Consider the following 26,709-nt stretch of genomic DNA (forward strand, 5'->3'; position numbering starts at 1 on the left):
CTCCGCTTGAACAAACGGCGCATCTTCAGCCTGGGGGGAAAGGCCGGTCAGCCCTGGCAGAAGCGAATGCGATTGCCGAACGGGTCGTACACCTCAAGCACCTTGCCCCAGCCCTGCTCGACGATGTCCGGGCGGCCATAGCCGTAGCGCTTGGCAAGCAGCTCGTCGCGCAATTGCTCGATGTTGTGCATGGGGATGAACACCGTCGAGCCAGGGCTCGCGTCGCCGTGGTGCTCGGACAGGTGCAGTTGCAGCCCATTGCGCACGATGCCCAGGTACAGCGGTAGGTCGGCTTCGAAGCGGTGTTCGAACTCCACGCTGAAGCCCAGGAAGTCGAGGTAGAACTCGCGCGCCTTGGCTTCGTCGAACATGCGCAGGATGGGGATAGGCTTGTCGAAGCTCACTTCGCTTGCAGGGGTGGCGGGGGCAAGCAGGGCCGAGGCGGTGTTCCAGTCCTTGTAGCCCAACTGCTGCGCCACCAGCTCCAGTGCGCCGGAGTGGGTCAGCGGCGGGTTCTGCGCCTGCAGGGCGGTACGCAGACGCTTGGCCATCTGTTTGGCCTGTTCGATCGAGATCATCATGTGCTCCTGGTGACGAGGCAGTGTGGGGCTCGCGTTGCCAGGCCTCGACGTTCAAGAGAATGATCGCGTCAGGGGTAACTGCAATGCTTTCACCTTTCCCAACGGGAGCGAGCGGCGGGCAGCATCGGCCCGCGCCGATCATACACAGCCAGGGTGGCACATGGAAAGGCGGCCCTCAGCGCGTTGGCGAATCCCCGCGCCCGATGCGCTTGCCGCCCTGCTGCCCCACCTCCTGCGCCTGGCCGTCGCGCTGCTTGCCCTGGCGCGCCTGGCCCACCAGCCGCGCGATCAGCGGGCCTTCGGGCAGATGACGCCAGAAGCGCCCCGGCATGTGCTGGCGCATGGCATCGGGGTTGACCCGTGCCGGGTTGAAGGTGTGCCGGTAATAGGTGCGCCACAGCTCGGCGCCAGGGTCGTCGGCGTGGCAGGCCCACTGGCGCCATTGCTCGGGGCAGTGCCGTCGGTAGTCCAGGGTGCTGCCATCGAAACGGATGCCATCGCGTGGCGTGGCGATCAGCCAGCGCTGGCGGCCCAGCCGGTCGGCAAAGTGGCCGCTGGCGCTTTGCAGAATGTCGTGGGCCGGTTCATGGAAGGCCACCAGGTCCAGTTGCAGTTGCTCGGCCAGTGCCGCCGGCAATGGCACGAAGCGCACGAAGGCATGCAGGTGATGGGCCTCGCGGCTGACCTGTTTGATGCGCCGCTGCAGCTCGCTGCCCAGCCGGTCGCCCGCCAGCATGGCGGTGCGGTCGCCATGGGCCACGCGCCACAGCACTTCATACAGCAGGTTCCAGCGCTGCTCGCCACGGTAGCGGGCGGCCTGCTCAAGTTGATCCAGCAAGGCGGCCGGCACCCGTGTGCGAAACGGCCCGGGGCCCTGCGGCAATACCGCCGGCACCGCCAGCAGATCGTGCACCGGGCCGTGGGCCCACACCACCTCGGTGGGGTCGATGCCGTGGCCCAGCAGCACGCGGGCCTGGTCGCGCCAGGTGTCGAAGTGCTCGTCGCAGTCCAGCGCGATCATCCCCACAACCCCATCTGCACCGGTGCCTGCGGCTCGCGCAGGCGTTCGCGCAGCAGGCCGCTGCGGGTTTCCGACTGGGGCGGGCGATAGTCGCTGGTGACGATGAACGGGCGCGCCTTGTCCAGCACGCAGCGCAGCTGGATCAGGTCGTCATAGCGAATGCGCCGTTCACGGCGCAGCGCCACCAGGCGTTGCACGCTGCGCAGCCCGATGCCGGGAATGCGCGCCAGCAACGCCGGCTCGGCACGGTTCACATCCAGCGGGAACACCTCGCGGTTGGCCAGGGCCCAGGCCAGCTTGGGGTCGATGTCCAGCGCCAGGTTGCCCGCGCCGCCCAGCAGTTCGCCGGCCTTGTAGCCATAGCCGCGCATGAGAAAGTCCGCCTGGTACAGGCGGTGCTCGCGCAGCAGCGGCGGCGCGGCCAGGGGTACGCTGGTGGGGCTGTCGGGGATCGGGCTGAACGCCGAGTAGTACACACGCCGAAGGCCATAGCCCCGGTACAGCGATTCGGCATTGCCCAGGATGGTGTGGTCGTCGGTGGCATCGGCGCCCACGATCATCTGGGTGCTCTGCCCGGCAGGGGTGAAGCGCGGTGCGTTGACTTCACCAGCCACTGCCTGCTGGCCGTGGTGGATAGTGCCCATGGCCTGGCGAATGGTACGCACCTGCTTCTCCGGCGCCAGGCGCTGCAGGCTGGCTTCGGTGGGCAGCTCGATGTTCACGCTGAGGCGGTCGGCCAGCCGCCCGGCCTGCTCGATCAGCAGCGGGTCGGCGTCGGGGATGGTCTTGAGGTGGATGTAGCCGCGAAAGTTGTGCTCTTCGCGCAGCAGCTGCGCCACGCGAATCAACTGTTCCATGGTGTAGTCGGCGGAGCGGATGATGCCCGAGCTGAGGAACAGCCCGCTGATGCAGTTGCGCCGGTAGAAATCCAGGGTCAGGCGCACCACCTCCTCAGGCGTGAAGCGTGCCCGCGGCACGTTGCTGGAGCGGCGGTTGACGCAGTACTGGCAGTCGTACAGGCAGAAGTTGGTCAGCAGCACCTTGAGCAGCGACACGCAGCGCCCGTCGGGGGTGTAGCTGTGGCAGATGCCCATGCCATCGGTGGCGCCCAGGCCGTCGCGACCGCGCGAGCTGCGCTTGGGGGCGCCGCTGCTGGCGCACGAGGCGTCGTACTTGGCGGCATCGGCCAGGATGCCGAGCTTGGCGATGAGCTGCATGGGGTCCACCTCGATACTGATTATCCATACAGTATTCGCAGATCGCCACGCATGCAAGCGCAGCCTGTCGACCGGGCCGCTGCGGCCTTCATGAAAAAATCTTCATGAACGCTGCGCCCCGCTAACCGGGGAACCTCGGCGCACCCTCGCCCGCCTGCGGACAACCGGCCTTGAGGCACCGCAGCAGCTTGCGTAGGATCGCCGTTCATTCACGCCATCGCGCCCGTTCACTGCCTGCTCCCAGGCCGGTGGTGTATCCGTTTTCCGCAAGAGCCTGCACATGCCCCAGCCTATCCCCCTCAAGGACCACGAGAAAGAAACGCACCTGGTCAATCGCAGGCTGATCGCGTGTGCGCTGCTGGTACTGGTGCTGGTGGCGGTGCTGGTGGGGCGGCTGTACGTGCTACAGGTGGTGCAGCACGACTACCATGCCGCCGTGTCGCAGAACAACCGCGTGCACGTGCTGCCCATCGCCCCCGAGCGCGGGCTGATCTTCGACCGCAACGGCGAGGTGCTGGCCGACAACAAGCCCAGCTTCAACCTCACCATGACCCGCGAGCGTGCTGGCGACACGCCCAGGGTGCTCGACAGCCTGGTGCAGATCCTGGGCCTGGGCGAGGAGGACCGCCAGGGCTTCGAGAAGGACCTGCGCCGTGGCCGCAAGCCGTTCGAGCCGGTGACGCTGATGTTCGGCCTGAGCGAAGAGCAGATCGCCCTGATCGCGGTCAACCAGTTCCGTCTGCCGGGGCTGGACGTGGAGCCGCAGTTCATTCGTGAATACCCCATGGGCGCGCACTTTGCCCACTCGGTGGGCTACGTGGGGCGCATCAACGAGAAAGAAGCCAAGACCCTCGATGCCACCGAATACCGTGGCACCCAGTCCATCGGCAAGACCGGCATCGAGCACTTCTACGAGGCCCAGCTGCACGGCCAGGTGGGCTACGAAGAGGTCGAGACCAACGCCCAGGGCCGCATCATGCGCGTGCTGCGCCACCACGACCCGGTGCCCGGCAAGAACATCACCCTGAGCCTGGACGCGCACCTGCAGCTGGCCGCCGAAAAGGCCCTGGGCGATCGCCGTGGTTCGGTGGTGGCGCTGGACCCGGCCACCGGCGAGGTGCTGGCGATGGTCAGCAACCCCAGCTTCGATCCCAACCTGTTCGTCAAGGGCATCAGCTTCAGGCAGTACGCCGAGCTGCGCGATTCCATCGACCGGCCGCTGTTCAACCGCGTGCTGCGCGGCCTGTACGCCCCGGGCTCGACGATCAAGCCCGAGGTGGCCATCGCCGGCCTCGACAGCGGCGTGATCACCCCGGCCAGCCGGGTATTCGACCCCGGCTACTACGAGCTGCCCAACTACGACCACAAGTACCGCAACTGGAACCGCAGCGGCGACGGCTGGGTGGACATGTACAGCGCGATCATGCGTTCCAACGACACCTACTTCTACGACCTGGCGCACAAGCTGGGGGTCGAGCGCCTGCACGACTACATGAGCGAATTCGGCCTGGGCCAGAAGGTCTCGCTGGACATGTTCGAAGAGTCACCCGGCCTGATGCCCTCGCCCGCCTGGAAGCGCGCCAACCGGCGCCAGGCCTGGTACCCCGGCGAAACCCTGATCCTGGGCATCGGCCAGGGCTACATGCAGGTCACCCCGCTGCAACTGGCGCAGGCCACCAGCCTGCTGGCCAGCAAGGGCGTGTGGCACCGCCCGCACCTGGCCATGAGCATCGGCGACGAGCCGCCGGTAGACCCCAACCCCATGCCCGACATCGTGCTGCATGACCGCCACGCCTGGGACCAGGTCAACCAGGGCATGCAGATGGTCATGCACGCCCCGCGCGGCATCGCCCGCGCCGCCGCTGCCGGGGCGCAGTACCGCATCGCCGGCAAGAGCGGCACCGCGCAGGTGGTGGCGATCAAGCAGGGGGAACGCTACAACCGCGACAAGACCCTGGAGCGCCACCGCGACAACGCGTTGTTCGTGGGCTTTGCCCCCGCCGACCACCCGAGCATCGCCATCGCGGTGATGATCGAGAACGGCGAGGCCGGTGGGCGCGTGGCCGGGCCGGTGGTCCGGGAAATCATGGACGCCTACCTGCTGGACGAACAAGGCCACCTCAAGCCCCAGTATGCGGGCAACGCAGCCGCCGCCGCGGTGCCCCATACCTGAAAGCGCAGCGCCCTGATCGTGTCGACAGCATCTGATTGCATTTGCAATCAGATTGCAGTATCCCTTGCGCTTCTGCCAAGGACCGATCATGGAGCTGCCCCGTGGATTCACTGCCTGCCATCCCCCCTGCCCGACTGGCCGCCCACGCCTGCATTCGCAGCATCGAGGCCGGCCTGCCGTCGACCGGCGCAGCGTCGCACTCGCCACTTTTGCAGATTTTGCAGACCGTGCACCGCATCGAGCACGACCCGGCCGTGGCGGGCAACCTGTGGGTGATCAATGATCGCGCCGACAGCGCGAGCGAGGTGGTCAGCCCCTGGGGCATCTGGTTTCGCCAGCAGGCGCCCAGCCGCGAACGCCCGCTGATCTACCTCACCCAGTCGCCGAGCTCGGCCCGCGTGTCGATGCTGGCCGAGCAGATCGGCCAACGCGGCATCGTGTTCAACGACCTGGAATCGGCCGCCTCGCGCTGGCCCAAGGGCGCGCACCCGTGGCTGCCGTTGTGGCTGTCGGCCAACGCCCAGTGCCGCCCGTACGACCCCGCCAGCGCTGCCGAGGCCCAGGCCATCCTGCTGGCGGCGCTGGACGAGCTGTACGTACAGGGGCGCCACGGCTTCTACTACATGACCCTGCACGATCAGCCGCCGGCAGCCGATGAACCGGCACACGACGATTGCAGCGATGCATTCCTGGGCATGTACCCGTTGCAGCCCACCAGCGCTGCCCGCCCCCAGGTACGCCTGCTGGGCGCCGGCGCCATGCTCCGGGAGGTACGCGCCGCCGCGGTGCTGCTCGACACGCACTGGGGCATCGCCAGCCAGTTGTGGAGTTGCCCCAGCTACACGCGCCTGGCCCGTGACAGCGACGATGCCGCACGCTGGAACCGCCTGCACCCCGAGGCCGCGCCACGCAAGAGCTACCTGCAGTACTGCCTGATGTCGGCCAGCACGCCGGTGATCGCCGTGACTGGCTATGCCCAGCACATCGCCGACCAGCTTGCCCCGCATGTCACAGCGCCCTTCACCGCACTGGGCGCCGACAGCCTGGCGCCGGGCAACTGCCTGGATCGGCGCTGGATAACCTTCAGCGCGTTGCAGGCACTGGCCGGCCAGGGCCTGTTCGACACCCAGGCGCTACCCGCCGCACAGGCCCGGCTGGGCCTAGGCGAATGACGCCCGGGCCTTGAAGCTCGACTGTTCCAGCGCCTGGGCGAACAGCGCCTGTTGCTCGGGCGTGAACTGGCTCAGAAACAGCTCGTCCACTGCCTGCTTGTACACCGCCCACATGCGCTTGCGCAGCGCCTTGCCGCTGTCGGTGATACACGCCAGGGCGCCGCGCCCGTCGCCCGCGACCTTCTTGCGCAACACATGCCCTTCGGCCTCCAGACGGTCGACCAGTCGGGTCAGGTTGTAACGCTCGATGGCCATCACATCGGCCAGCTCGTGCATGCGCCGGCAGCCATCGGGGCCGCTCTCGATGCCCCACAGCGCGTCATACCAGGCGTACACGGGCAGGCCCTGGTCGGCCAGGCGGCGTTCGATTTCGCGAATCAGGTTGCGGTGGGCGCGAATGAAGCTGAACCAGAGGTCAGCAGTGGGTGCAGCCATGAGGGTTCCTCGGGTCAAAGTTATTGCATTTGCAATCATACGGGGCGCATGCCTAGAATCAATTGCAAATGCAACTACTACCAGGCAGGCCTGCCGGCACTGCCCGCCACAACCCCGCAGGAGGATTACCGATGCAACAGCAGCCCCCTCTGTTGAACGACCCAGATCCCGAGCAGACCCAGGAATGGCTTGAGTCCCTGGCCACCGTTGTCGAGGTGGAGGGGCGCTCGCGTGCGCACTTCCTGATCGACCAGATGCTGGACCTGGACGTGTCGCTGCACGGCGACTTTCGTGGCCGCGTCAACACCCCCTACGTCAACACCATCGGCCCCGAGCGCGAACTGCCCTACCCCGGCGACCTGGCCACCGAGCAGCGCCTGAATGCCTATATCCGCTGGAACGCACTGGCCATGGTGCTGCGCGCCGGCAAGCATTCGGGGGTGGGCGGGCATATCGCCACCTACGCCTCGGCGGCGGTGCTGTATGACGTGGGCTTCGACCATTTCTTTCGCGGGCGCACCGCGCAGTTTGCCGGCGACATGGTGTACATCCAGGGCCACTCGGCGCCGGGTATCTATGGCCGGGCCTACCTCGAAGGGCGCCTGAGCGAGGCGCAGCTGGACAACTTTCGCCGCGAGACCGACCGCGATGGCGTGTCGTCCTACCCGCACCCGCGGCTGATGCCCGAGTTCTGGCAGTTTCCCACCGTGTCCATGGGCCTGGGGCCGATCACCGCGGCCTACAAGGCGCGCTTCATGCGCTACCTCGAAGACCGCGACCTCACCCCACGCCAGGGCCGCAAGGTGTGGGCGTTTCTCGGTGACGGCGAAATGGATCAGCCCGAGTCGCTGGCGGCCATCTCGCTGGCCGGGCGCGAAAAACTCGACAACCTGATCTTCGTGGTCAACTGCAACCTGCAGCGCCTGGACGGCCCGGTACGTGGCAACGCCAAGGTGATCCAGGAATTCGAGAGCCTGTACCGTGCTGCCGGCTGGAACGTGATCAAGGTGGTGTGGGGCAGCGGCTGGGATGCGCTGCTGGCCAGGGACAGCAGCGGCATCCTGCGCCAGCGCATGATGGAGTGCGTGGACGGCGAGTATCAGACCTACAAGTCGCAGAACGGCGCCTACGTGCGCGAGCACTTCTTCGGCAAGTACCCGGAACTGCTGGCGATGGTCAGCGACCTGAGCGATGACGACATCTGGAAGCTGGCTCGCGGCGGGCACGACCCGGTCAAGGTGTACAACGCCTACGCGGCGGCCGTGCGTCACACGGGGCGGCCTACGGTGATCCTGGCCAAGACCGTCAAGGGCTTCGGCATGGGCGAAGCCGGCGAAGGCCAGAACATCAACCACCAGTTGAAGAAGATGGGCGACGAGGCGGTCAAGGCCTTCCGCGACCGCTTCGGCCTGGACCTGAGTGATGAGCGCCTCGGCGAGATCCCCTACCTCAAGCCCGCCCCCGACAGCGCCGATGCGCGCTACCTGCAGGTGGCTCGTGATCGCCTGGGCGGGCATGTGCCGGCGCGCCAGGCCAGGGTCGAGCCGTTGCAGGTGCCGGCCCTGGAGGCCTTCGACAGCCAGCTCAAGGGCACCGGTGACCGTGCCATCTCCACCACCATGGCGTTCGTGCGCATTCTCGGCACCCTGCTCAAGGACCCGCAGGTCGGCCGCCTCGTCGTACCGATCGTGCCCGACGAATCACGCACCTTCGGCATGGAGGGGCTGTTCCGCCAGATCGGCATCCACTCCCATGTGGGCCAGCTGTACACGCCGCAGGATGCCGGCACGCTCAGCTACTACAAGGAGAGCACCGACGGCCAGATCATGCAGGAAGGGCTCAACGAGTCCGGCGCCACCTCGTCGTGGATTGCCGCCAGCACCGCCTACGCCAACCATGGCGTGATGACCCTGCCGTTCTACATCTTCTATTCGATGTTCGGCTTCCAGCGAGTGGGCGACCTGCTGTGGGCGGCGGGCGATGCGCGCGCACGGGGGTTTCTGCTGGGCGCCACCAGCGGGCGTACCACGTTGATGGGCGAAGGCTTGCAGCATGACGACGGGCACAGCCACGTGATGTCGGCCACCGTGCCGTGCTGCGTCTCCTACGACCCCACCTATGCCTACGAGCTGGCGGTAATCATCCAGGACGGCATGCGCCGCATGTATGCCGAGCAGGAGGACGTGTACTACTACATCACCGTGCTCAACGAGAACTACGCCCACCCCGCCATGCCCGAAGGCGCAGAGCAAGGCATTCTCAAGGGGCTGTACCGCCTGCCGGTGGAAAAACCGCCGCAGGGCGAGCGGCATGTGCAGTTGATGGGCAGCGGTTCGATTCTGAACGAGGTGCTGGCGGCGGCGGATATTCTGCAGCGTGATTTCGGCGTCAGCAGCGAGGTGTGGAGCGCCACCAGCCTGACCGAGGTGCGGCGCGAGGCGCAGGCGGTGGAGCGCTGGAACCTGCTGCACCCGCTGCAGGCGCCGAAGACGCCATACATCGAAACGCTGCTGCAGGGGCATGCGGGGCCGGTGGTGGTGGCCACGGACTACATGAAGATCCATGCCGACCAGATCCGGCCGTGGGTGACCGGGAGGCGTTTCGTGGCGTTGGGCACCGACGGCTTCGGCCAGTCGGACACACGCGAGGCGCTGCGCCGGCATTTCGAGGTGGACCGCCAGTTCATCGTGCTGGCGGCGCTGAATGCGCTGGCGGCGGACGGGGTGATCGAGCGCGAGGTGGTGGCCGGCGCGATCGAAGCGCTGGGCATCGACCCTGGCAAGGTTGATCCGGCTTCAGTCTGATAGATCGCGGCGTACCCATCGCGGGTCAAGCCCGCTCCCACAAAGACCATGAAGATCCCTGTGGGAGCGGGCTTGACCCGCGATGGGCTCACCTTGCCTGCGGCGCCTTACTGCCCCACCCCCAGCTCATCCTGGGTCAGTATCGCCTTGGCCAGGTCTTCGTCACTGGCCTGCAACCCCGGGTTCTGCTGACGGATACGCTGCAGCATCGATTCCAGGTACACACCGCGAATTTCGCCGCCGCTGGCGATGAACGTCGAAGCATCATCGCGCGCCGGAATCACCAGCTTGTCGTCCTTGAAGGTCGAGTACAACGAGGCGGAAACCCCGGCGGAGGTGGCGACATCGCGACCATCCACACGGGCCAGGGCCGTGCCCAAAGGCAGGCAGAGCACAAGGGAAGAAACCAGCAGTAAACGGCGCATGACGATGCCTCCGTGATGGGGGGGAACCTACATTCATTAGGATAGGCCCCCCAGGCCAAGAGTTCCCGCCAATATCCCTACCCGCCCACCGAAGCCCGCCATGCTGGCTATATTGAAACCCTGGTCCCCATTCCCGAGCGTGACGAGAGGTGAACATGTACACCATTGGCTATGCAGCGCAGCACAGCGAAGCAGCGCTGGCACCCTTCAAGTTCGAACGCCGCGCCCTGCGCCCCAACGACGTGGCGATGCAGATCCTGTACTGCGGCGTATGCCACTCCGACCTGCACCAGGCCCGCGACGACTGGGGTTTCAGCCGCTACCCGATCGTGCCCGGCCACGAGATCGTCGGGCGCGTGACCGAGGTGGGCAGCCAGGTCACCCGCTACAAGGTCGGTGACGCCGTGGCGGTGGGCTGCATGGTCGACTCCTGCCAGCAGTGCGACCAGTGCCGCAAGGGCGAGGAACAGCTGTGCCGCGAGAACAACACGCAAACCTACAACAGCCTGGACCGCATCACCCACGAACCCACCTACGGCGGCTATTCCAAGCACCTTGTAGTGCGCGAGGAGTTCGTGCTGCGCGTGCCCGACGGCCTGGACCTGGCCAAGGCCGCGCCGCTGCTGTGCGCCGGCATCACCACCTATTCGCCGCTGCGCACCTGGAATGCCGGGCCCGGCAGCCGCGTCGCGGTCATCGGCCTGGGCGGGCTGGGGCACATGGCCGTGAAGCTGGCGGCGGGCCTGGGTGCCGACGTCACGGTGCTCAGCCGCACCCCCGACAAACTCGATGATGCGCGGGCGCTGGGCGCCGACAAGCTGCTGGTATCGTCCGACGCCAAGGCCATGGCCGCCGCGCGCTCCAGCTTCGACCTGATCATCGACACGGTGCCGGTGCGCCATGACGTGTCGCCCTACATGTCGCTGCTGGACGTGGACGGCACCCTGGTGATCGTCGGCCAGGTGGGGCCGATCGACGAACAACTGACCGTGCCGTTCATCCTCGGCCGGCGGCGCCTGGCCGGCTCGCCGATTGGCGGGATTGCGCAAACCCAGGAGATGCTCGACTTCTGCGCGAAGAAGAACATTCTGCCGGAGTGTGAAATGATCCGCATGGACCAGATCAACGAGGCGTTCGAACGCATGCAGCGCTCCGATGTGCGCTACCGCTTCGTGATCGACATGGCCTCGCTCGACGACACCACCGGCGCGTGACGCGCCTCACTCCCCTACCGAACCACAAGGGCCTCCCATGCTGCAGATACTCGGCAAAGCTTCCTCCATCAATGTACGCAAGGTGCTATGGGCCTGCACCGAGCTGGGTATCGCCTTCGAGCGCGAGGACTGGGGCTCGGGCTTCAGGTCCACCTTCAGCCCGCAGTTCCTGGCCCTCAACCCCAACGCCATGGTGCCGGTGATCAAGGACGGCGACTTCGTGCTGTGGGAGTCCAACAGCATCCTGCGCTACCTGGCCAACCAGTACCACGGGCAGCACCTCTACCCCGCCGAGCCCCGGGTGCGCGCACGGGTGGACCAGTGGATGGACTGGCAGGCCACCGACCTCAACAAGTCCTGGACCTACCCCTTCCTGTCGCTGGTGCGCCATTCCCCCGACCATCAGGACCCCGAGGCACTGGCGGCGGCATGCAGGCAGTGGACCACCAACCTGCAGATCCTCGACCGCCAGCTCGAATCGACCGGCGCCTACGTCAGTGGCCAGGACTTTTCACTGGCGGACATCGCCATCGGCCTGTCGGTCAATCGCTGGTTCGAAACCCCGCTGGAGCATCCGGATTTTGCAGCGGTTCGGGCATACTACGAGCGTCTGACCGAACGCGAAGGGTTTGTCATCCATGGAAGAAACGGTACCCCGTAACGCCACCGTCACCACCGAAACCTCGGTGCGCCGCCGCTCGCTGCTGGCCGGCTGCAGCGCCCACGCGGTGCACGACGGGCTCACCGACGTGATCTACGTGCTGCTGCCGCTGTGGCAGGCGCAGTTCGGCCTCAGCCTGGCCCAGGTGGGCCTGTTGCGCGGGGCCTATTCCGGGATGATGGCCGGCTTTCAGCTACTGGCCAGCCGCGCGGCCCGGCGCTTTGGCCGCGAGCGCCTGCTGGTAGGCGGCACGCTGCTGGCCGGCGTGGCCTACCTGGTCGCCGGCCAGGCCACCGGCCTGGGTGTGCTGCTGGTGGCGCTGATGCTGGGCGGGCTGGGCGCCAGTACCCAGCACCCGCTGGCCTCCTCGATGATCACCGACAGCCACGCGGCGGGCGGCGGGGTCAAGCAGGCGCTGTCGCACTACAACTTCGCGGGCGATATCGGCAAGGCGGTCATTCCGGGCCTGATGGGCGTGCTGCTGGTGGCCGTCAGCTGGCGTACCGGTGCAACGCTGCTGGGCGTGCTGGGTGTGGCTGCGGCGGTGTTGCTGTGGTGGCTGATCCCCTCCCGGGCCCAGGCCCTGGCGGCGGGCGGCAAGGCGCCGAAGCTGGCCACCGGAAACGGCTCGCCGGGCGGCCTGCGTGCCCTGCTGATGCTGGGCATGCTCGACAGCGCGGTGCGCATGGGGTTTCTGACCTTCCTGCCGTTTCTGCTCAGGCTCAAGGGCGCCGGCACCGCCGGTATCGGCCTGGCGCTGACGCTGCTGTTCGTGGGCGGGGCCTTCGGCAAGCTGCTGTGCGGCTACCTGGGCGCACGCATCGGCCTGCTGAAAACCGTCTCACTCACCGAAGCGGGGACTGCACTGTTGATCGTGCTGGCGGTGGTGCTGCCGTATTCGGCCACGCTGGTGATGCTGCCGTTGCTGGGCCTGGCGCTGAACGGCACCTCGTCGGTGCTGTATGGCGTGGTGCCGGAGCTGGCGGCTGCCGGCAAGCACGAGCAGGCCTTCGCGCTGTTCTACACCGGCACCATCGGTGGCGGCGCGCTGGCACCGGTGGTGTTCGGGCGGCTGGGGGACGTTACCGGGGTGCCCACGGCGGTGGTGGTGCTGGCGGCCACGCTGCTGCTCACGCTGCCGCTGGCGTGGCGAGTGAACAAGGGCCTGGTGGCAGAATAGAAAAGAAGGCGCGGGAGTCTCGGCGCCTTCCTGGTTCTGTGCGGGGTGTGGCGGGGGTTACAGGGGGGAGATGGTACCCAGTGCTCCGATTGCGAAGGCCAATACCAGAAAGCCGAATACAAAAATTGCCATCTTGCCCATGGGAGCTCCTAACTGAGGGGGGTGCGGCTGTCGAAGGCCACATTGTCTGCCCCCTTCTGATCTGGAAACAGATGCAGCTAGCGAGGCAAAAAGCGGATCAGATGAGTTCGGCTCAAAAGCCCAGGCTGGGCGCAACCGTCTACCGCGCCCACCGCCTCGCCCCCGCCACACACAGGATCACCCCCACCGTCACCCCCAGCATCCCCGGGCTGACCTGCTCGCCCAGCAACCCCGCAGCCAAGGCCAGGCCAAAGAACGGCTGCAGCAGCTGCAACTGCCCCACCGCCGCAATCCCGCCCTGGGCCAGGCCGCGGTACCAGAACACGAAACCGATCAGCATGCTGAACAGCGACACATACCCCAGGCTCACCCACGCCGGCAGGCTGATACCCGCGAACGTCGACGGCGCCAGGTACCAGGTCAGCACCAGCATCACCGGCAACGACACCAGCAGCGCCCAGCAGATCACCTGCCAACCGCCCAGCGCCCGCGACAACCGTGCCCCCTCGGCATAACCCAGGCCGCACACCACCACCGCCAGCAGCATCAGCAGGTCACCCTGGGGCGACGCCGCCAAGCCCTGCGACAACGCAAAGCCCACCACCATCAAGCACCCCAGCACCGAAAACAGCCAGAACACCGGGCGCGGGCGCTCGCCCCCGCGCAGCACGCCAAACACCGCGGTGGCCAGCGGCAGCATGCCGATGAACACGATCGAATGCGCCGAGGTCACGTACTGCAGGGCCAGCGCGGTCAGCAGCGGAAACCCCACCACCACCCCAAGCGACACCACGATCAAGGGCATTACCTGAGCCCGGGTCGGGCGCGGTTGCCTGAGCAGCATCAGCAAGGCCAGCGCCAGTACACCGGCAATGGCGGCACGCGCCACGGTGAGGAACACCGGGTCGAATTCCAGCACCGCCAGGCGCGTGGCCGGCAAGGAGCCACTGAAAATCACCACGCCGATCAGGCCGTTGATCCAGCCACGGGTGGCGTCGTCCAGGGTACGAGGTTTGAGAGTCTGTTCCATTGAAGTCACGCTCGACAGGTTGCAGGGGTAAGGGCACGCTTGCCAAAAACCATGCTAGGGCCGACGATCAGCACAATCAAAAAATCGTCATGGATACATCTGCACATGCCTCGCTCGCGCTACAAGGCCCTGGTCGACACCTTTGCCGCCGACATTCGTGACGGCAGGCTCGCCCCTGGCACCCGCCTGCCCACCCACCGTCACCTGGCCGCGACCCATGGCCTGGCCCTGGTCACCGCGTCACGGGTTTATGCCGAACTCGAGCAGATGGGCCTGGTGAGCGGCGAGACCGGGCGCGGCACCTTCGTGCGCGAAACCTCGCTGCCGCCCGACCTGGGCGTCGACCAGCAGGTGGTGGCCGCCGGCATGGCCGACCTGAACTTCAACTACCCGGCATTGCCCGGCCAGGCCGACCTGCTGCGCAGCGGCTTGCGCCAGCTGGCACTGAGCGGCGACCTGGAGGCGCTGCTGCGCTACCAGCCCCATGCCGGGCGCGCCCATGAACGCGCCTGCATCGCCCGGCACCTGCTCGGTTGCGGGCTAGAGGTGAATCCAGAGCAGGTACTGATCGTCAGCGGCGCCCAGCACGGGTTGGCCGTGGTGCTGATGGCCCTGCTGCAGCCCGGCGACGTGATCGCGGTCGACGCCCTCACCTACTCCGGGTTCAAGGTGCTGGCCGAGGCGTTGCGCCTCGAGATGCTGCCGATTCCGGTCACGCCCCACGGGCCGGACCTCGGCGCCCTGCAGCGGCTGTGCCGCAGCCGCCCGGTACGCGCGGTGTACAGCATGCCCACGCTGCACAACCCGCTGGGCTGGGTGATGAGCCTGGAGCAGCGCGAACAACTGGTGTCGATTGCCCGCACCCACAACCTGCACCTGATCGAGGACGCCGCCTACGCCTTCCTGGCCGACGACGCGCCGCCGCCCCTGGCCCAGCTGGCACCGGAGCGCACGCTGTACGTGTCAGGCCTGTCGAAGAACATCGCCACCGGCCTGCGCGTGGGCTTCATTGCCGCGCCGCCGCACCAGGTTGCCGCGCTGGAGCGCTCCATTCGCGCCACCACCTGGAACACCCCCGGGGTGATGACCGCCATTGCCTGCGCCTGGATCGAGGACGGCACGGTGGAGCGCCTGGAAGCCGAGAAGCGCGCCGATGCCCAGGCCAGGCAGGCCATCGCCCGCGAAGTACTGGCGGGCATGCCTTGCGTCACCCACCCCACTTCGTACTTTCTGTGGCTACCGCTGGCCGATGACGCCCGCGCCGAACAGATCGCCGCCGCCCTGATGCGCGAACAGGTGGCGGTGTCCACCGCGCAGCCGTTCGCCACCACCAGTCACGTGCCGCGTGCACTCAGGCTGGCGCTGGGCTCGGTGGACCTGGACACGCTGCGCGCGGCGCTGGCGAAGGTACGCTGGGTAGTGCAGGCGTACTCCTGAAGCCCACGCCTCAGAAGTCGTAGCGTGCACTCATGCCCAGGGTGCGCGGCGTACCCAGCACCCCGGTGTAGGCGCCGTTGGGCGAGTTCCACAGGGTGGTGTAGTAGGTCTTGTCGAAGGCGTTCTTCAGCCACAGCGACACGTCCCACTGGCCCTGGCCCCAGTCGCCGCGCACCCCCGCCGACAGGTTGACCAGCGCATACCCCGGCAACTGCGCCAGGCGCGAATCGTCCACCGTGCCCACCGCCTGCGAGCGCCAGGCGTAGTTGCCGTTCACGTAGGGTTGCAGGCCGTTGTCCAGGTCCCACTGGTAGCTGGCGCTGGTGTTGGCAATCCATTTGGCCGCGCCCACCACGTTATGCCCGCTGAGGTCGCAGGCGGCCGGGGCGCCGGGGCGCAAGGCCACCTCCGCCGGGCATGGGGCGTTGTCGTAGGACAGGTAGCGCACATCGTTCCACGAGCCGTTCAGGCTTAGGGTCAGGCCACGGCTCACCCGCCAGGTACTGTCCAGCTCAAGGCCACGGCTGCGCACGCTGCCGGCGTTGGTCAGGTAGCTGGTGAGGTTGGCGTCGTCGTAGGCGTTGGTCTGGTAGCCGTGCACAATCGTCCAGAACAGGTTGGCATTGAGTTGCAGGCGCTGATCCAGCAGCGTGGTCTTGATGCCCAGTTCGGCGTCGTTGGCCCGTTCGCTACCGATCAGCAGCGAGTCGGCGCCGGCCACCGGGGCGCTGGCCACGCTGAGGTTGACCCCGCCGGACTTCTCCCCGTGGGACAACGAGCCATACGCCAGTACCTGGTCGTTAACCCGCCAGGCCAGGCTGGCCAGCGCCGACGGGCTGAAGCTGTAGAGGCTCAGGTCGCCCGAATCATAGGCGCCCACACGCCCCTGCCTTACCGCTGCCGCCGCACCCGTCACGCTCGCGCCGCCCACCGGGGCATCGCGCGTCACCCTGGCCTGCTTGCGCTCGTAGGTACCGCGCAGGCCCAGGCTCAGGTCCAGGCGCGGGGTCAGGTGCCAGGTGCCCTGGGCAAAGGTGGCGAAACTGTCGGTGTCGATGCTGCCGTGGCCCACGCTGTTCACATCGTTCAATGCGCCCTGCGGGGTGCCGTTCCAGGTGTCGGCCAGCGGCCCGTACTCGGTGAACACGCGGTTCTGCATCTGCTGGCGAAAGTAATAGCCGCCCACCACGTAATCGAACCGCTCACCCAGCGGCGAGGCCAGGCGCAGCTCTTGCGAATACTGCTTGTCGCGGGCCGACTGGCCGACGTTGTGCATCACGTCCACGTTCAGTTCGTCGTCGTTGCGCGGGGTGAAGTCCCACCAGCGGTAGGCGCTGATCGACGTCAGCGTGAAGCCATCGGCCAGCCCCCAGCTCGCCTCCAGCGAGGTGCCGCCCTGGAACACCGTGACACGCTGGTCGGCATCGAGGTTGACCCTGCGCCCGTCGACCAGCGTCGCGCCCACCGCCTGGGCCCGCTGTTCATAGCGGTTGACTCCGTTGATGGTCGGCCCGGTGCTGAACAGCGAGCGCGTGCCGGCGCTGGAGTGCTCCTCGTTGTAGTCGCCGATCCAGCGCAGGCTGAAGTCTTCCTGCGGCTTGAACAGCAACTGCCCGCGAAAGCCCTGGCGTCGGCCGCCGCCCAGGGTGTCGCCGTCGAATTGGTTCTCCACGTAGCCGTTCTCGTCGGTGCGGTAGGCCGCCACCCGCCCGGCCAGCGTGTCGGTCAACGGCCCCGACACACCGCCCTGCACCTGCCGGTAGCCGTCCTCGCCCAGCGACGTCGACACGTTGCCCTGCGGGGTGAAGGTGGGCTGGCGGGTGGCGATGTTGAGCACCCCGGCCGTGGTGTTCTTGCCGAACAGGGTGCCTTGCGGGCCGCGCAGCAAGGCGATCTGCTCGATGTCCAGCAGGTCGAACACGGCCATGCCGGGGCGGCCCAGGTAGACGTTGTCGAGGTAGATCCCGGCGCTGCCCTCCAGGCCGTCACTGGCCGGGTTGTTGCCCAGCCCGCGAATCGACAGGCTCGACTGGCGCGGGTTCATGAACGCCACGTTGACGCTGGGCATGGCCTGTTGCAGGTCCTGCAGGCGATACAGGCGCTGGGCCTCCAGGGCCTGGGCGCCCAGCACGCTCATGGGGGTGGGCACGTGCTGCGCCTCTTCGCTGCGCCGGCGCGCCTCGACCGTCACCGGGGCAAGGGTCGGGGCGTCGGTGGGGGTAGGTTCAGTGGCTGACGCAGGCAGTGACAGCAGGCCCAGTGCGGCCAGGCACAGGGGGCGTGGATAAGGCAGCTTCATCATCGATTCCTTTGGGGGTATGGCGGTACCTCGCTGCGCGTGGTGTGCGTGAGCGTGAGGGTGGGTGCTGGTGCGCTGTGTTCAGGCTTTCAGCCAGGGAATGTCGTCGCGCTGGTAACGGTGCGCGCGGAAGATCGCGTTGTTCTCGCCCGGCAGGTAGCGGCGCGAGGCCGCATCGGGGTAGGCGGAAAAATGCGGGTTGATGTACTCCCACACCACCTCGCCGGCCGGCGTCACTTCGAACAGGCGGCCGAAGTTGGCCTCGGTGATCAGCGTGTTGCCGTTGTACAGGCGCTGTGCACCGCCCATGAAAGGGGTGAAGAAGGCATAGCCGGGGGTATCGGCGTACTGCCATTCGATGCGCCGGGTCAGCGGGTCGATCTCCAGGATGCGCGAGTGCGGCATCGACACGTGTGCCCGCGAAATACCGTTGTCGAACACCAGGATGCGGCCGTTCTCCAGCTCGCTCGGGCAATGCTGCTGCGCCACCAGATCGTGGCCCAGACGCCACAGCACCTCGCCGCTGCCGCGCTGCACGGCGATCACCGACGACACGCTGCGCAGGCTGAGGATCACCTTGCCATCGCGACCCGGGGTCACCGCATTGGTCATGGGCCAGTGGTAGCGCTCGAAGGTGTCGTGCAGCGGGTAGTCCTCGGGGCGCAGGTGCTCCCAGCTGCGCCACTCCCACACCACCTGGCCCTGGCGATCCACCTCCTTGACCACATCGGCATAGATCACCCCGCCCGCCGCCTCGCTGCCGGGAATACCGCCCACCACGCGGCTGGCCAGCTCGGGGCTCAGGGGCTCGACCGTGGTGTACAGCAGGTGGCCGTTGTCCAGCCACTGGGCATCGTGGTGGTGCAGCAGATCGGTGTGCTGCCACACCACCTCGCCTTGCGCGGTGACTTCACTGAAGGCGCCGCCGTGCCATACCGACCAGCCGGGGAACAGCTCGGGGGAGTCGGGGTGGTTGCCGTTGTAGCCCAGGTTGCCGTTGGGCAGTATCACCGCGTCGCGACCGGGGCGCTGGGGCAGCTTCCAGCGGTGTACCACTTCGCCGTCCAGGTCGATCAGGAACACGTTGCCGTCGGCGGTCTGCGGTGCGAACAGGGTATAACCCCCGGCGCTGCGGGCGTGGTCCACGGCAACCAGGCCGGTCCTGTGGCGTTTGAGGGTCGGGGTGTGCAGGGCAGTCATGAGGTTTCTCCGGGTGAGTGGTGCCCTGCCGACGGCAGGTCGGCATGGCAGGTCGAGTTGAAGTGTTTAGTCAGGTTGTGGCAGCAAACTGTTGAAACGGCTATCGAATACCTGTTCAACCTGCAACGGTTTGGGGATCAGGCGCTCGGCGGCGAAGGCATCGGCCAGGCGTTGCTGCAAGGCGATGATCGAAGGGTCGATGGGCACATAGCGCAGGTGCTGGTGCGCCAGCATCTCGCGCACCAGCTCAAGGGGCAGGCGCGTGCTGCCTGCCAGCGCCTGGGCCCAGGCATCCGGGTGGGCGGTGGCCCAGGCCTGCGCCCTGGCCAGGCGCACCATCAGCTCGCCCAGCTGTCGAGCACGCTGCGGGTCGGCCAGGGCCTGGCCGCTGGCGACCGTGAAGTTAAGGCCGGTCTCGGGCCAGGCCGAGCCGTCCACCAGCACCCGGGCGCCGTGGGCGGTGGCCTGCCCGACAAAGGGGTACCACACCGCCCAGGCGTCCAGGTGGCCACTGGCAAAGGCGTTTTGCGCATCGATGGGGCTGGCATAGGCGATCTTCACCTCCCGGGGGCTCAGCCCGGCCTGGCGCAGCGCGGCCAGCAGCAGGTAGTGGCCGCTGGAGCCTTTGGCCACCGCCACGCGCCGGCCCTTGAGGTCGACCACCTGTTGCACCGTCGAGCCTTGTGGCAGCAGCAGCGCATTGTTGTTCTGGGCGCCGTCGGCCACGCCGATGATACGGATGTCGAAACCGCCGGCCTGGGCAAACACCGGCGGCGCATTGCCCACCACCCCCACATCCACCGCCCCGGCACTCAGCGCCTCGAGCAAGGCCGGGCCGGCCGGGAACGGGTGCCAGCTCAGGGGCAAGGTAGGAGTCTGGGCCTCCCCGGCGGCCTGCAGCAGGGTTTGTACCAGCCCGCTCTGGTCGCCGACCCGCAGCGCGGCAGGTGCGGCGCTGACGGCCTGGGCCAGCACCATGCCGGCGCACAGCGCCACGGCGCGCAAGGTGGTGCGGCGGGCGTGCAGGTGCTTGGCAGCAGCAGCGAATAACGGCATTGTCGTCCCCTTGTTTCGTGTTGAACCCAGTATGTCGAGGCCCCCCGTGCAACTCCATGCCAAACACCCCTCCTTTGCTGCCACGCCACCCGCGCCCCGCACGGTGGTGGTGCTGGGTTTCGACGATGCGTTGCTGCTCAATGCGGCCGGCCCGCTGGAGGTGTTCGGCGCCGTGCCGCGCCTGCTGGCCGGCGCGTTCGCACAGCACCCGCCCTATCGCCTGGTACTGGCCTCGCCCGAGGGCGGCCTGATCAGCACGGTGTCGGGCATCGAGGTGATGACCCGTTCACTGGCGCAGCTGGACCTGGAGCTGCGCGACATCGACACCCTGATCGTGGCCGGCGGCCCTGGGGTGGCCGCACTGGAAGCAGACCCGCGCGCGTGCGACTGGCTGCGCCGGCGCCATGGGCAGATTCGCCGGCTGTGCTCGGTGGGCACCGGCACCTTCGCGCTGGCGGCTGCGGGCCTGCTCGATGGCCGTCGGGTGGTGACCCACTGGAAGTTCAATGACGAGTTGCAGGCGCGCTACCCCAGCGTGCAGTGCCAGCCCGACGCGCTGTACCTGAACGACGCCAACCTGTGGACCTGCGGCGGCGCCACGGCGGGCATCGACCTGGCGCTGGCACTGGTGGAGCAGGACCTGGGCCCCCACGCGGCCCTGGCGCTGGCACGCTACTTCACGGTGTTTCTGTGGCGCTCGGCCGGGCAACCGCAGCTCAGTGCCTCGTTGCAGGCACAGTCCAACGCGCTGCGCACCGCACCGGATGTGCGCCTGGCCCGGCTGCATGCCTGGATCGCCGCCAACCTGGATGGCGACCTGCGGGTGGAGCGCCTGGCCGAGCAGTTCGGCATGAGCCCGCGGCATTTTGCCCGGGCCTATGTGGCGGCCACGGGTGACACGCCGGCCCAGGCGGTGGAAACATTGCGCCTTGAAGCGGCGTGCCGCCTGCTGGAGACCACCCGCGAGCCGATCAAGCGCATTGCCGAAACCGTCGGCTTCGGCCGCGAAGAACGCATGCGCCGGGTGTTTCAGAAAGAGCTGGGCACCAGCCCGCTGGGTTATCGTACCCAGGCCAGGGCCCCGCAACCGGGCGTGCCCGTGCCGGTGGCCGGCCAGACCGGCTACCGCCATGTGGAGCGGCCGGGCATCGCGCTGGAGCATCTGGCGCAGTAGATTCGGATTGTCGAGAACGGAGTGATCATGAAAGTTCTGTATACCCTGCTTGCCCTGCTGGCGTTGAGCGGACTGGGTGGCACCGCCTATGCCAAGGCACCGGCCGCAGAGGCGGCGCGCGAGTTCGTGGTCAAGAGCCAGGCCGGGGCCAACCTGGGGCCGATTGCGCTGTCGGCGGCCATGCGCACCAACACCTACGGCCTGCTGACTGCGCAGGTCGGCAGCCAGCAAGCGGAAAAGAGCGTGACGGCGGCCATCAAGGGGTTGCTGCCCAAGTACCAGCCGCAGTGGGACCAGCACCTGGTCGAGGCCTACAGCCAGTCGTTCTCGGCGAAGGAGCTGGCGTCACTGGCCAGCGAAGGTCGCGAATCCAAGTATGCCGACAAGGTGATGAGCAAGCAGCCAGACATCGGCAAGGCCATGCAGGCCAGTGCCAGGCCGGTGCTGATCGAGCTGGTGACCGAGGCGTTGAAGGTGGCGGTGGCGGCGCATCCGGTGAAGTGAGGGGCGTAGTTGCCTGCTGGTGCTGCGCACCCGATCGCGGGTCAAGCCCGCTCCCACAGGTTTGCGCTGCTTCTGTGGGAGCGGGCTTGGCCCGCGATCGAGCGCAAAGCGCTCGCATGGCTCAAATCACACGGGTAGTGCCCCTTCCAACCATAGGTCCCTCATCGCAACGCCTCACGCACACATTCAATGGCTTCACCTACCGAGCGCCCCTGCACCGCTGGCGGGTCTTCGCGCTCACCGAACTCGCGCCACACGAACAGGGTCAGCTCCGCGCCATCGGTGAGCGACTGGCAGCCGGCCCCGGCATAGGTCTGCAGCAGCCGATAGCGCTCATCCTTCCAGAACAGCGCCTCCACCCAGTCGTACACCGGGATGAAGTGAAAGTGAATCGGGTACCCCGGCATATGCCCGTACCGGCTGATGTACAGCCACTTGGGCTGCAACTGGCGCTCCATCACCGCCTGCGTCCTGGCCATCAGCCCGCCCATCTCGGCCAGCGCCGCGTCGGGCAGTTCCGCCAGTGAATCGACCGACTGGCGCGACCCCAGCATCAGATAACCCGGCAACGCCGAAGACAGATGGTGGTTGAGTGCCCAGTGTGCGGTTTCGTGAACGATGAACTCAGCGGGGATCTTCAACGCGCCTTCACCTCGGCCAGCGCCTCGCGCAGTGCCTGTGCATCGGCCAATTCCTGCTTGGCCGTCACGCGCCCGTGCTCCAGTTGCAGCAACAGCACCGTGCCCTCGGCGCCCGGGTAACGCGAGGCCACCCGCCCCTCGCGGTCCAGCAGCACGCGGTAGCTGTAGTCGCGCATGGCCGGGATGGCGAACAGCTTGGCGATCAGCGCCGGCATGCGCTGCACGTCGGCGACAAACACACCCTTGCGCGCCTCCAGGTAGCCCTTGGGCTGCCCCTCCAGCACCGCCTTGACCAGCTTGCCACCCTCCATGCTGCGCGCCACCAGCACCAGGGCAGTGTCGTCGTTGAGGGTATACGGCTGCTCGAACTGGTCGAGCAGGGTCCACGGGGCCACGCGCTCGCCCACCTCAAGCGCCTGGGCAACGATGGGCATCAGGCCCAGCAACAGCACGATCAGCACTCTCACACCACACCTCGTTCATTGGGCTTCGACAAGCCGGCGACTATAGCGCGACTCAGGCAGGCGAAGACATCGCCCGCGCCACCGCATAAAGTGACGCTTTTTTCCGGGAGGTATGGATGAACGCGCCCACTGACCACACCCTCACCGCCCGCGAGGTGTGCCAGCAGCTACGTGACGCCGCCCTGGGGCTGGCCAGCCTGCAGTGCCTGCAGGCGCAACCGGCCAGTGGCGTGATGCAGGTGCAGATCGACGGCTGGCAGTTGAGCCTGGATGTCGAACACGGCCACCTGCACCACTGCCAGCGCTGCCAGAGCCCGGATGGCCGGGTGTACGAGCCTGGCCTGCGCTACGGCACCGACCCGGTCTACCTGCTCAGCACCTGGGAACTGGCCCGGATCGAGCGCCTGCTCGGCGCCTAGCGCTGCGCCATGGCATGGCGCGCGCACTGTTCGTAGTAGGTCTGCTTGATGGCTGGCGGCTTGAGCCGCGAGCGGCTGTTGTAGGTCTGTTCGGTAATGCCCATGGCCGTCATGCGCATCCACGGCTTGGGGAACTTACGCGATTGCAGACGCTTGCGCGCGGCATACAGCGTGACCCCGGACAGCTTGGACTGCTGCGCACCGGCGGCAATCTCCGAACCCCAGCTGCACACGAAGCGGTCATTCTTGTTCAGCGCCTTGGCGTGCGTCGCCAGCGAGAAGGTGGCCAGTGCGCACACGGCCACGGTCATCACGAAACCTCGCATGAAGTCATCCTAACCCGTTGAAAGGCGGCGAGTTTGCCAAGGATGAAAAGGCGTCGGGGCCAGCAAATTGCCTTATGTGTCCTCCAGCAGTTGCAGCAGGCCCAGTGCATCGCCTACCGCAGCGCCGCTGGCGGTGTTGTCGAAGATGCACCAGCACTCCACGCCGGTCTGCAGGGCCTGGCGTATGTCCTGGGCCAGCAGTGCCAGGCGTTCGTGCCCATAGGCGCTGTGATAGAGGCGTGGCGAGCCGTGCAGGCGCCAATAGCGCAAGCCGGCCCAGCCACCTGGCTGCACGGCGCCGATGGGGCTGGGGTCGGCCCCCACCTGGGCAATGCGCCAGCGGTCGAGCAGCGCCCCGGCGTCGGCCCAGGAGGCATGGCGCGGCTCGAACGCCACGGCGCCGGCGTAGCGCTCACGCAGTGCACCGAAGAACGCCTGCGCCACCTGCGGCTCGCAGGCCAGCGATGGCGGGGTCTGCACCAGCAGGCATCCCAGGCGCTCGCCCAGCTGCGTGCACTGCTGCACAAACGCATCCAGCAACCCGGCGCAGTCATGCAGGCGTTGCACATGGGTGATCTGCTTGGGCACCTTGACCGAGAATGCGAAGCCTGGCGGTACCGCATGAGCCCAGCGCGCATAGGTGGCGGGCTGGTGCGGGCGGTAGAACGAGCTGTTGATTTCCACGGCCGGCAGGCGCGACGCATACCGCTGCAGGTGCGTGCCCTGCTCGGCGAACGCCGGCCAGTACGCGCGCGGCAGGCTCCAGCCGGCACAGCCGATGCGCAACAAGGGGCTCATCGAGCGGCCTTGAGTTCGATCCAGGTGGGTGCATGGTCGCTGGCATGCGCTTCGTTGCGCACCCAGGCGTCGACCCCGGCGTTTTTCAGGCGCCTGGCCAGCGGCGGGTTGAGCAGCAGGTGGTCGATGCGCAGCCCCGAGTTCTTCTGCCAGTGCTGGCGAAAATAGTCCCAGAAGGTGTACACCCGCTCGTCCGGGTACAGGTGGCGGATAGCGTCCGTCCAGCCCTGGGCCAGCAGGCGCTGGTAGCATTCGCGGCTTTCGGGCTGCAGCAGCGCGTCCTTGAGCCAGGAGCGCGGGTTGTAGATATCCAGGTCGGTGGGCACCACATTGAAGTCGCCGGCCAGCAGCACCGGGTGCTCGCTGTTCACCAGGCCCTGGGCGTGGGCGATCAGGCGTTCGAACCAGGCCAGCTTGTAGTCGAACTTGGGCCCCGGTTGCGGGTTGCCATTGGGCAGGTACAGGCAGCCGACCTGAATGCCCAGCACCGCCGCTTCGAGATACCGGCTTTGCGTATCGTCCTCGCTTCCCGGCAAGCCGCGGCGCACCTCCAGCGGTTGCGCGTCACGGGCCAGAATCGCCACACCGTTCCACGACGCCTGGCCATGGTGCAGGCAGCCATAGCCGAGGGCTTCGAAGTCAGCCACAGGGAACGCGCTGTCTACCGCCTTGAGCTCCTGCAGGCAGGCGATGTCGGGCTGTTCCCGCTCCAGCCAGGCCAGCAGGTTGGGCAGCCGCGCCCGCAGGCCGTTGATGTTGAATGTGGCGATCTTCAGCGTTTTCATCCGCACCTCCCTGGCGATCAGGTATCCGGGTCGTCGACCTTGGCCTCCACGGCCGCTTCGATGGCGTGCGTGTTCGCCTCATCGGCCATGGCCTTGAGCGCCAGCCAGTCGTCCCATTCGATGGCACCGTCGTCCAGCAGCGCCTGGGCCAGGCTGACCAGGGCCTGGTGGTAGGCATCCGGCGACTCCAGCCGGTAACTCTGATCGTCCAGCACGGCATACCAGGCTTTGAGTTCAGGCGTATTGCGGTCAACCGACATGGCATTGTCCTCTGGGTCACTCAGCTCTAGTGAGTGCCGGGCGCGGCCGAACGTTCAGTTGCAGTGCACAGGCGGTCAGTCGGCCGCCACCACCTGATTGCGCCCCTGGGCCTTGGCGCGGTACATCGCCTGGTCGGCGCTGTTGAGCAAGGTGTGCAGGTCGCTGTGCGCCGCACTGGCCACCGCCACGCCGAAGCTGGCCGTCATGCCCTGGCGACCATCGCTGTGGTGCACGAACTGCAATTGGGCGATGGCTTGCGCCAACTGTTCGGCGATGCCCAGCGCCGTGTCCATCGGGGTGTCGGCCAGCAGCACCGCGAACTCCTCCCCGCCCAGCCGACCGTACACGTCGGTGTCGCGGAACGAGGCCTTGATCACCCCGCCGATCTGGCGCAGCACCTCGTCGCCGACCTGATGACCGTAGGTGTCGTTGATGCGCTTGAAGTGATCGATGTCCAGCATCAATGCGCACAGCGGGCGCTGCTCGCGCTGGCTGTGGGAGTACAACTGCTGGGCATGTTCGAAGAACGCCCGGCGGTTCTTCAGGCCGGTCAGCTCATCGGTTTGCGCCGCGCTGCTGGCGATGTGGTGCGCGCGTTCCATCTCGTGGGTCAGGCATAACGCCTTCTCCAGCGCCGCGCAGAGCTTGCCGGTGGCACGCAGCATGAACGAGGAAAACACCAGCACCGCCAGGGCCATGCCGGTCTGCAACTGCGAGGGCTGAAACAGCAGCCACAGCGTGCAGGGCAGCAGCACCAGGCCGATGGCGGCCAGGGTCATCGAGCGGTAGGCGTAATAGCAGGACACCGCGCTGCCCGACATGCCCACGGCGAACAACAGCACGATCGCCTGGGCCAGCAGGCTGTCGTGCGGCATCACCGCCAGCGCCCCCAGGCCCCACACGCCGGCACTGAACACCAGGGTGACCCAGTATCTGCGTTCCCAGCGCGACGGGGTATGGCTGGTCTCGGGGCTGCGGTAGTAAGCGGTGAACAGCACGATGCGCGACAGGGTCGCCACGCTCAGCACGCCGATCCAGCTCAACGCGACGTTGTGCTCGATGTAGTCCCAGCACAGCCAGCACAGCATCACTGCGCCAAGAAAGCTGCCGTATACCGCGGTCAGCGACTGACGGAACAGCAACTGCAAACGGTCGGTACGGGCCAGTTGCGCCACAGTGGCATCAGGGTGCGAAAAGGGATGATCCATTGGCTATGCCCGCTATGGTGAAGCGCTGGTAAGCCGCATTGTGGCACTGTGCGATCATCTCGAACAGCCGGCTGTCGGCTGGG

26 protein-coding genes are annotated in these 26,709 nt (G+C 67.2%); 10 read left to right on the top strand and 16 right to left on the bottom strand.

Annotation, left to right across the window (positions count from 1 at the left end; genetic code table 11):
• Nucleotides 1-47: 47 nt before the first annotated feature.
• From KH389_RS14385 to KH389_RS14395, 3 genes are all read right to left on the bottom strand, one after another.
• Nucleotides 48-578, bottom strand: coding sequence for a glyoxalase superfamily protein (locus KH389_RS14385; protein ID WP_100633977.1), 531 nt, complete (start codon nt 576-578; stop codon nt 48-50).
• Between the two features lie 178 nt (nt 579-756).
• Nucleotides 757-1,602 (bottom strand): TIGR03915 family putative DNA repair protein, encoded by an 846-nt coding sequence (locus KH389_RS14390; RefSeq protein ID WP_054915340.1) that lies wholly within the window; start codon nt 1,600-1,602, stop codon nt 757-759.
• On the bottom strand, nt 1,599-2,819 hold the full coding sequence (locus tag KH389_RS14395; protein ID WP_213605709.1) for a putative DNA modification/repair radical SAM protein: 1,221 nt from the start codon (nt 2,817-2,819) through the stop codon (nt 1,599-1,601). Before KH389_RS14395 ends, KH389_RS14390 begins: the two co-directional genes overlap by 4 nt.
• 280 nt (nt 2,820-3,099) lie before the next feature.
• Here KH389_RS14395 and mrdA point away from each other — a divergent pair, with 280 nt between their 5' ends.
• The gene (gene mrdA, locus KH389_RS14400; RefSeq protein WP_213605710.1) at nt 3,100-4,992 is read left to right on the top strand and encodes a penicillin-binding protein 2; all 1,893 of its coding nucleotides are present in this window, start codon (nt 3,100-3,102) and stop codon (nt 4,990-4,992) included.
• Between the two features lie 101 nt (nt 4,993-5,093).
• On the top strand, nt 5,094-6,164 hold the full coding sequence (locus KH389_RS14405) for a transketolase-like TK C-terminal-containing protein (protein WP_244988637.1): 1,071 nt from the start codon (nt 5,094-5,096) through the stop codon (nt 6,162-6,164).
• Here KH389_RS14405 and KH389_RS14410 read toward each other — a convergent pair.
• Nucleotides 6,153-6,599, bottom strand: a complete 447-nt coding sequence (locus KH389_RS14410; RefSeq protein ID WP_043860537.1) for a MarR family winged helix-turn-helix transcriptional regulator — start codon at nt 6,597-6,599, stop codon at nt 6,153-6,155. The genes KH389_RS14405 and KH389_RS14410 overlap by 12 nt on opposite strands.
• Nucleotides 6,600-6,730: 131 nt before the next feature.
• Here KH389_RS14410 and aceE point away from each other — a divergent pair, with 131 nt between their 5' ends.
• Entirely contained in the window at nt 6,731-9,403 is a 2,673-nt protein-coding gene (gene aceE, locus KH389_RS14415) for a pyruvate dehydrogenase (acetyl-transferring), homodimeric type (protein ID WP_213605711.1), read from the top strand.
• A gap of 107 nt (nt 9,404-9,510) precedes the next feature.
• Here aceE and KH389_RS14420 read toward each other — a convergent pair whose 3' ends face one another.
• Nucleotides 9,511-9,828, bottom strand: coding sequence for a DUF2388 domain-containing protein (locus KH389_RS14420; RefSeq protein WP_213605712.1), 318 nt, complete (start codon nt 9,826-9,828; stop codon nt 9,511-9,513).
• Between the two features lie 155 nt (nt 9,829-9,983).
• Here KH389_RS14420 and KH389_RS14425 point away from each other — a divergent pair, with 155 nt between their 5' ends.
• Genes KH389_RS14425 through KH389_RS14435 form a run of 3 tightly spaced genes read left to right on the top strand, consistent with a single transcriptional unit; the run spans nt 9,984 to nt 12,883 of the window.
• Nucleotides 9,984-11,042 (top strand): NAD(P)-dependent alcohol dehydrogenase, encoded by a 1,059-nt coding sequence (locus KH389_RS14425; RefSeq protein ID WP_213605713.1) that lies wholly within the window; start codon nt 9,984-9,986, stop codon nt 11,040-11,042.
• 37 nt (nt 11,043-11,079) lie between these two features.
• Entirely contained in the window at nt 11,080-11,703 is a 624-nt protein-coding gene (locus tag KH389_RS14430; protein WP_043860541.1) for a glutathione S-transferase family protein, read from the top strand.
• Nucleotides 11,681-12,883: an MFS transporter gene (locus KH389_RS14435; protein ID WP_078480128.1), complete on the top strand. Its 1,203-nt coding sequence runs from the start codon at nt 11,681-11,683 to the stop codon at nt 12,881-12,883. The genes KH389_RS14430 and KH389_RS14435 overlap by 23 nt, the downstream gene beginning before the upstream one ends.
• Nucleotides 12,884-13,163: 280 nt before the next feature.
• Here the strand turns inward: KH389_RS14435 and KH389_RS14440 are convergent, their stop codons facing one another.
• Nucleotides 13,164-14,054 (bottom strand): DMT family transporter, encoded by an 891-nt coding sequence (locus KH389_RS14440; RefSeq protein WP_054915345.1) that lies wholly within the window; start codon nt 14,052-14,054, stop codon nt 13,164-13,166.
• A 105-nt stretch (nt 14,055-14,159) separates the two neighbouring features.
• Between KH389_RS14440 and KH389_RS14445 the strand changes: the two genes are divergently transcribed.
• A complete protein-coding gene (locus tag KH389_RS14445; RefSeq protein WP_054915346.1) occupies nt 14,160-15,491 on the top strand; it encodes an aminotransferase-like domain-containing protein in 1,332 nt (443 codons plus the stop codon).
• Between the two features lie 10 nt (nt 15,492-15,501).
• Here KH389_RS14445 and KH389_RS14450 read toward each other — a convergent pair whose 3' ends face one another.
• From KH389_RS14450 to KH389_RS14460, 3 genes are all read right to left on the bottom strand, one after another.
• Complete coding sequence (locus KH389_RS14450; protein WP_213605714.1) at nt 15,502-17,790, bottom strand: TonB-dependent receptor; 2,289 nt, start codon at nt 17,788-17,790, stop codon at nt 15,502-15,504.
• A gap of 81 nt (nt 17,791-17,871) precedes the next feature.
• The gene (locus KH389_RS14455; RefSeq protein ID WP_213605715.1) at nt 17,872-18,990 is read right to left on the bottom strand and encodes an aryl-sulfate sulfotransferase; all 1,119 of its coding nucleotides are present in this window, start codon (nt 18,988-18,990) and stop codon (nt 17,872-17,874) included.
• 66 nt (nt 18,991-19,056) lie between these two features.
• On the bottom strand, nt 19,057-20,046 hold the full coding sequence (locus KH389_RS14460; protein WP_078480130.1) for an ABC transporter substrate-binding protein: 990 nt from the start codon (nt 20,044-20,046) through the stop codon (nt 19,057-19,059).
• Between the two features lie 46 nt (nt 20,047-20,092).
• Between KH389_RS14460 and KH389_RS14465 the strand changes: the two genes are divergently transcribed.
• Both KH389_RS14465 and KH389_RS14470 read left to right on the top strand, forming a co-directional pair.
• Nucleotides 20,093-21,220, top strand: coding sequence for a GlxA family transcriptional regulator (locus KH389_RS14465; protein WP_238596423.1), 1,128 nt, complete (start codon nt 20,093-20,095; stop codon nt 21,218-21,220).
• A gap of 27 nt (nt 21,221-21,247) precedes the next feature.
• Nucleotides 21,248-21,724 (top strand): hypothetical protein, encoded by a 477-nt coding sequence (locus KH389_RS14470; protein WP_043860504.1) that lies wholly within the window; start codon nt 21,248-21,250, stop codon nt 21,722-21,724.
• A 161-nt stretch (nt 21,725-21,885) separates the two neighbouring features.
• Here the strand turns inward: KH389_RS14470 and KH389_RS14475 are convergent, their stop codons facing one another.
• Both KH389_RS14475 and KH389_RS14480 read right to left on the bottom strand, forming a co-directional pair.
• Complete coding sequence (locus tag KH389_RS14475; RefSeq protein ID WP_213605716.1) at nt 21,886-22,365, bottom strand: HIT family protein; 480 nt, start codon at nt 22,363-22,365, stop codon at nt 21,886-21,888.
• On the bottom strand, nt 22,362-22,832 hold the full coding sequence (locus KH389_RS14480; protein ID WP_054915351.1) for a hypothetical protein: 471 nt from the start codon (nt 22,830-22,832) through the stop codon (nt 22,362-22,364). Before KH389_RS14480 ends, KH389_RS14475 begins: the two co-directional genes overlap by 4 nt.
• A 113-nt stretch (nt 22,833-22,945) precedes the next feature.
• Here KH389_RS14480 and KH389_RS14485 point away from each other — a divergent pair, with 113 nt between their 5' ends.
• Nucleotides 22,946-23,248, top strand: a complete 303-nt coding sequence (locus KH389_RS14485) for a DUF7693 family protein (RefSeq protein WP_043860502.1) — start codon at nt 22,946-22,948, stop codon at nt 23,246-23,248.
• Here the strand turns inward: KH389_RS14485 and KH389_RS14490 are convergent.
• The 5 genes from KH389_RS14490 to KH389_RS14510 all read right to left on the bottom strand — a co-directional run bounded on the left by KH389_RS14490 (nt 23,245) and on the right by KH389_RS14510 (nt 26,626).
• The gene (locus tag KH389_RS14490; RefSeq protein ID WP_043860501.1) at nt 23,245-23,574 is read right to left on the bottom strand and encodes a hypothetical protein; all 330 of its coding nucleotides are present in this window, start codon (nt 23,572-23,574) and stop codon (nt 23,245-23,247) included. The genes KH389_RS14485 and KH389_RS14490 overlap by 4 nt on opposite strands.
• Before the next feature lie 72 nt (nt 23,575-23,646).
• A complete protein-coding gene (locus KH389_RS14495; protein WP_213605717.1) occupies nt 23,647-24,372 on the bottom strand; it encodes a DUF72 domain-containing protein in 726 nt (241 codons plus the stop codon).
• On the bottom strand, nt 24,369-25,157 hold the full coding sequence (gene xth / locus KH389_RS14500) for an exodeoxyribonuclease III (RefSeq protein WP_043860499.1): 789 nt from the start codon (nt 25,155-25,157) through the stop codon (nt 24,369-24,371). Before xth ends, KH389_RS14495 begins: the two co-directional genes overlap by 4 nt.
• A gap of 17 nt (nt 25,158-25,174) precedes the next feature.
• On the bottom strand, nt 25,175-25,417 hold the full coding sequence (locus tag KH389_RS14505) for a hypothetical protein (protein WP_054915353.1): 243 nt from the start codon (nt 25,415-25,417) through the stop codon (nt 25,175-25,177).
• Nucleotides 25,418-25,492: 75 nt separating this feature from the next.
• Nucleotides 25,493-26,626: a GGDEF domain-containing protein gene (locus tag KH389_RS14510; RefSeq protein ID WP_043860497.1), complete on the bottom strand. Its 1,134-nt coding sequence runs from the start codon at nt 26,624-26,626 to the stop codon at nt 25,493-25,495.
• Nucleotides 26,627-26,709: the final 83 nt, after the last annotated feature.

It is taken from the genome of Pseudomonas qingdaonensis (assembly GCF_018398475.1).
GTDB classification, from domain to species: Bacteria; Pseudomonadota; Gammaproteobacteria; order Pseudomonadales; family Pseudomonadaceae; genus Aquipseudomonas; species Aquipseudomonas palmensis.

Bases quoted from the DNA above. Each gene is read 5' to 3' on its own strand.
- KH389_RS14510 (WP_043860497.1), bottom strand. From the start codon at position 26,626: ATGGATCATCCCTTTTCGCACCCTGATGCCACTGTGGCGCAACTGGCC.
- KH389_RS14460 (WP_078480130.1), bottom strand. From the start codon at position 20,046: ATGCCGTTATTCGCTGCTGCTGCCAAGCACCTGCACGCCCGCCGCACC.
- KH389_RS14430 (WP_043860541.1), top strand. From the start codon at position 11,080: ATGCTGCAGATACTCGGCAAAGCTTCCTCCATCAATGTACGCAAGGTG.
- mrdA (WP_213605710.1), top strand. From the start codon at position 3,100: ATGCCCCAGCCTATCCCCCTCAAGGACCACGAGAAAGAAACGCACCTG.
- KH389_RS14385 (WP_100633977.1), bottom strand. From the start codon at position 578: ATGATCTCGATCGAACAGGCCAAACAGATGGCCAAGCGTCTGCGTACC.
- KH389_RS14490 (WP_043860501.1), bottom strand. From the start codon at position 23,574: ATGCGAGGTTTCGTGATGACCGTGGCCGTGTGCGCACTGGCCACCTTC.
- KH389_RS14445 (WP_054915346.1), top strand. From the start codon at position 14,160: ATGCCTCGCTCGCGCTACAAGGCCCTGGTCGACACCTTTGCCGCCGAC.
- KH389_RS14425 (WP_213605713.1), top strand. From the start codon at position 9,984: ATGTACACCATTGGCTATGCAGCGCAGCACAGCGAAGCAGCGCTGGCA.
- KH389_RS14505 (WP_054915353.1), bottom strand. From the start codon at position 25,417: ATGTCGGTTGACCGCAATACGCCTGAACTCAAAGCCTGGTATGCCGTG.
- KH389_RS14455 (WP_213605715.1), bottom strand. From the start codon at position 18,990: ATGACTGCCCTGCACACCCCGACCCTCAAACGCCACAGGACCGGCCTG.
- KH389_RS14435 (WP_078480128.1), top strand. From the start codon at position 11,681: ATGGAAGAAACGGTACCCCGTAACGCCACCGTCACCACCGAAACCTCG.
- KH389_RS14450 (WP_213605714.1), bottom strand. From the start codon at position 17,790: ATGAAGCTGCCTTATCCACGCCCCCTGTGCCTGGCCGCACTGGGCCTG.
- xth (WP_043860499.1), bottom strand. From the start codon at position 25,157: ATGAAAACGCTGAAGATCGCCACATTCAACATCAACGGCCTGCGGGCG.
- KH389_RS14410 (WP_043860537.1), bottom strand. From the start codon at position 6,599: ATGGCTGCACCCACTGCTGACCTCTGGTTCAGCTTCATTCGCGCCCAC.
- KH389_RS14395 (WP_213605709.1), bottom strand. From the start codon at position 2,819: ATGCAGCTCATCGCCAAGCTCGGCATCCTGGCCGATGCCGCCAAGTAC.
- KH389_RS14420 (WP_213605712.1), bottom strand. From the start codon at position 9,828: ATGCGCCGTTTACTGCTGGTTTCTTCCCTTGTGCTCTGCCTGCCTTTG.
- KH389_RS14390 (WP_054915340.1), bottom strand. From the start codon at position 1,602: ATGATCGCGCTGGACTGCGACGAGCACTTCGACACCTGGCGCGACCAG.
- KH389_RS14470 (WP_043860504.1), top strand. From the start codon at position 21,248: ATGAAAGTTCTGTATACCCTGCTTGCCCTGCTGGCGTTGAGCGGACTG.
- KH389_RS14495 (WP_213605717.1), bottom strand. From the start codon at position 24,372: ATGAGCCCCTTGTTGCGCATCGGCTGTGCCGGCTGGAGCCTGCCGCGC.
- KH389_RS14485 (WP_043860502.1), top strand. From the start codon at position 22,946: ATGAACGCGCCCACTGACCACACCCTCACCGCCCGCGAGGTGTGCCAG.
- KH389_RS14440 (WP_054915345.1), bottom strand. From the start codon at position 14,054: ATGGAACAGACTCTCAAACCTCGTACCCTGGACGACGCCACCCGTGGC.
- aceE (WP_213605711.1), top strand. From the start codon at position 6,731: ATGCAACAGCAGCCCCCTCTGTTGAACGACCCAGATCCCGAGCAGACC.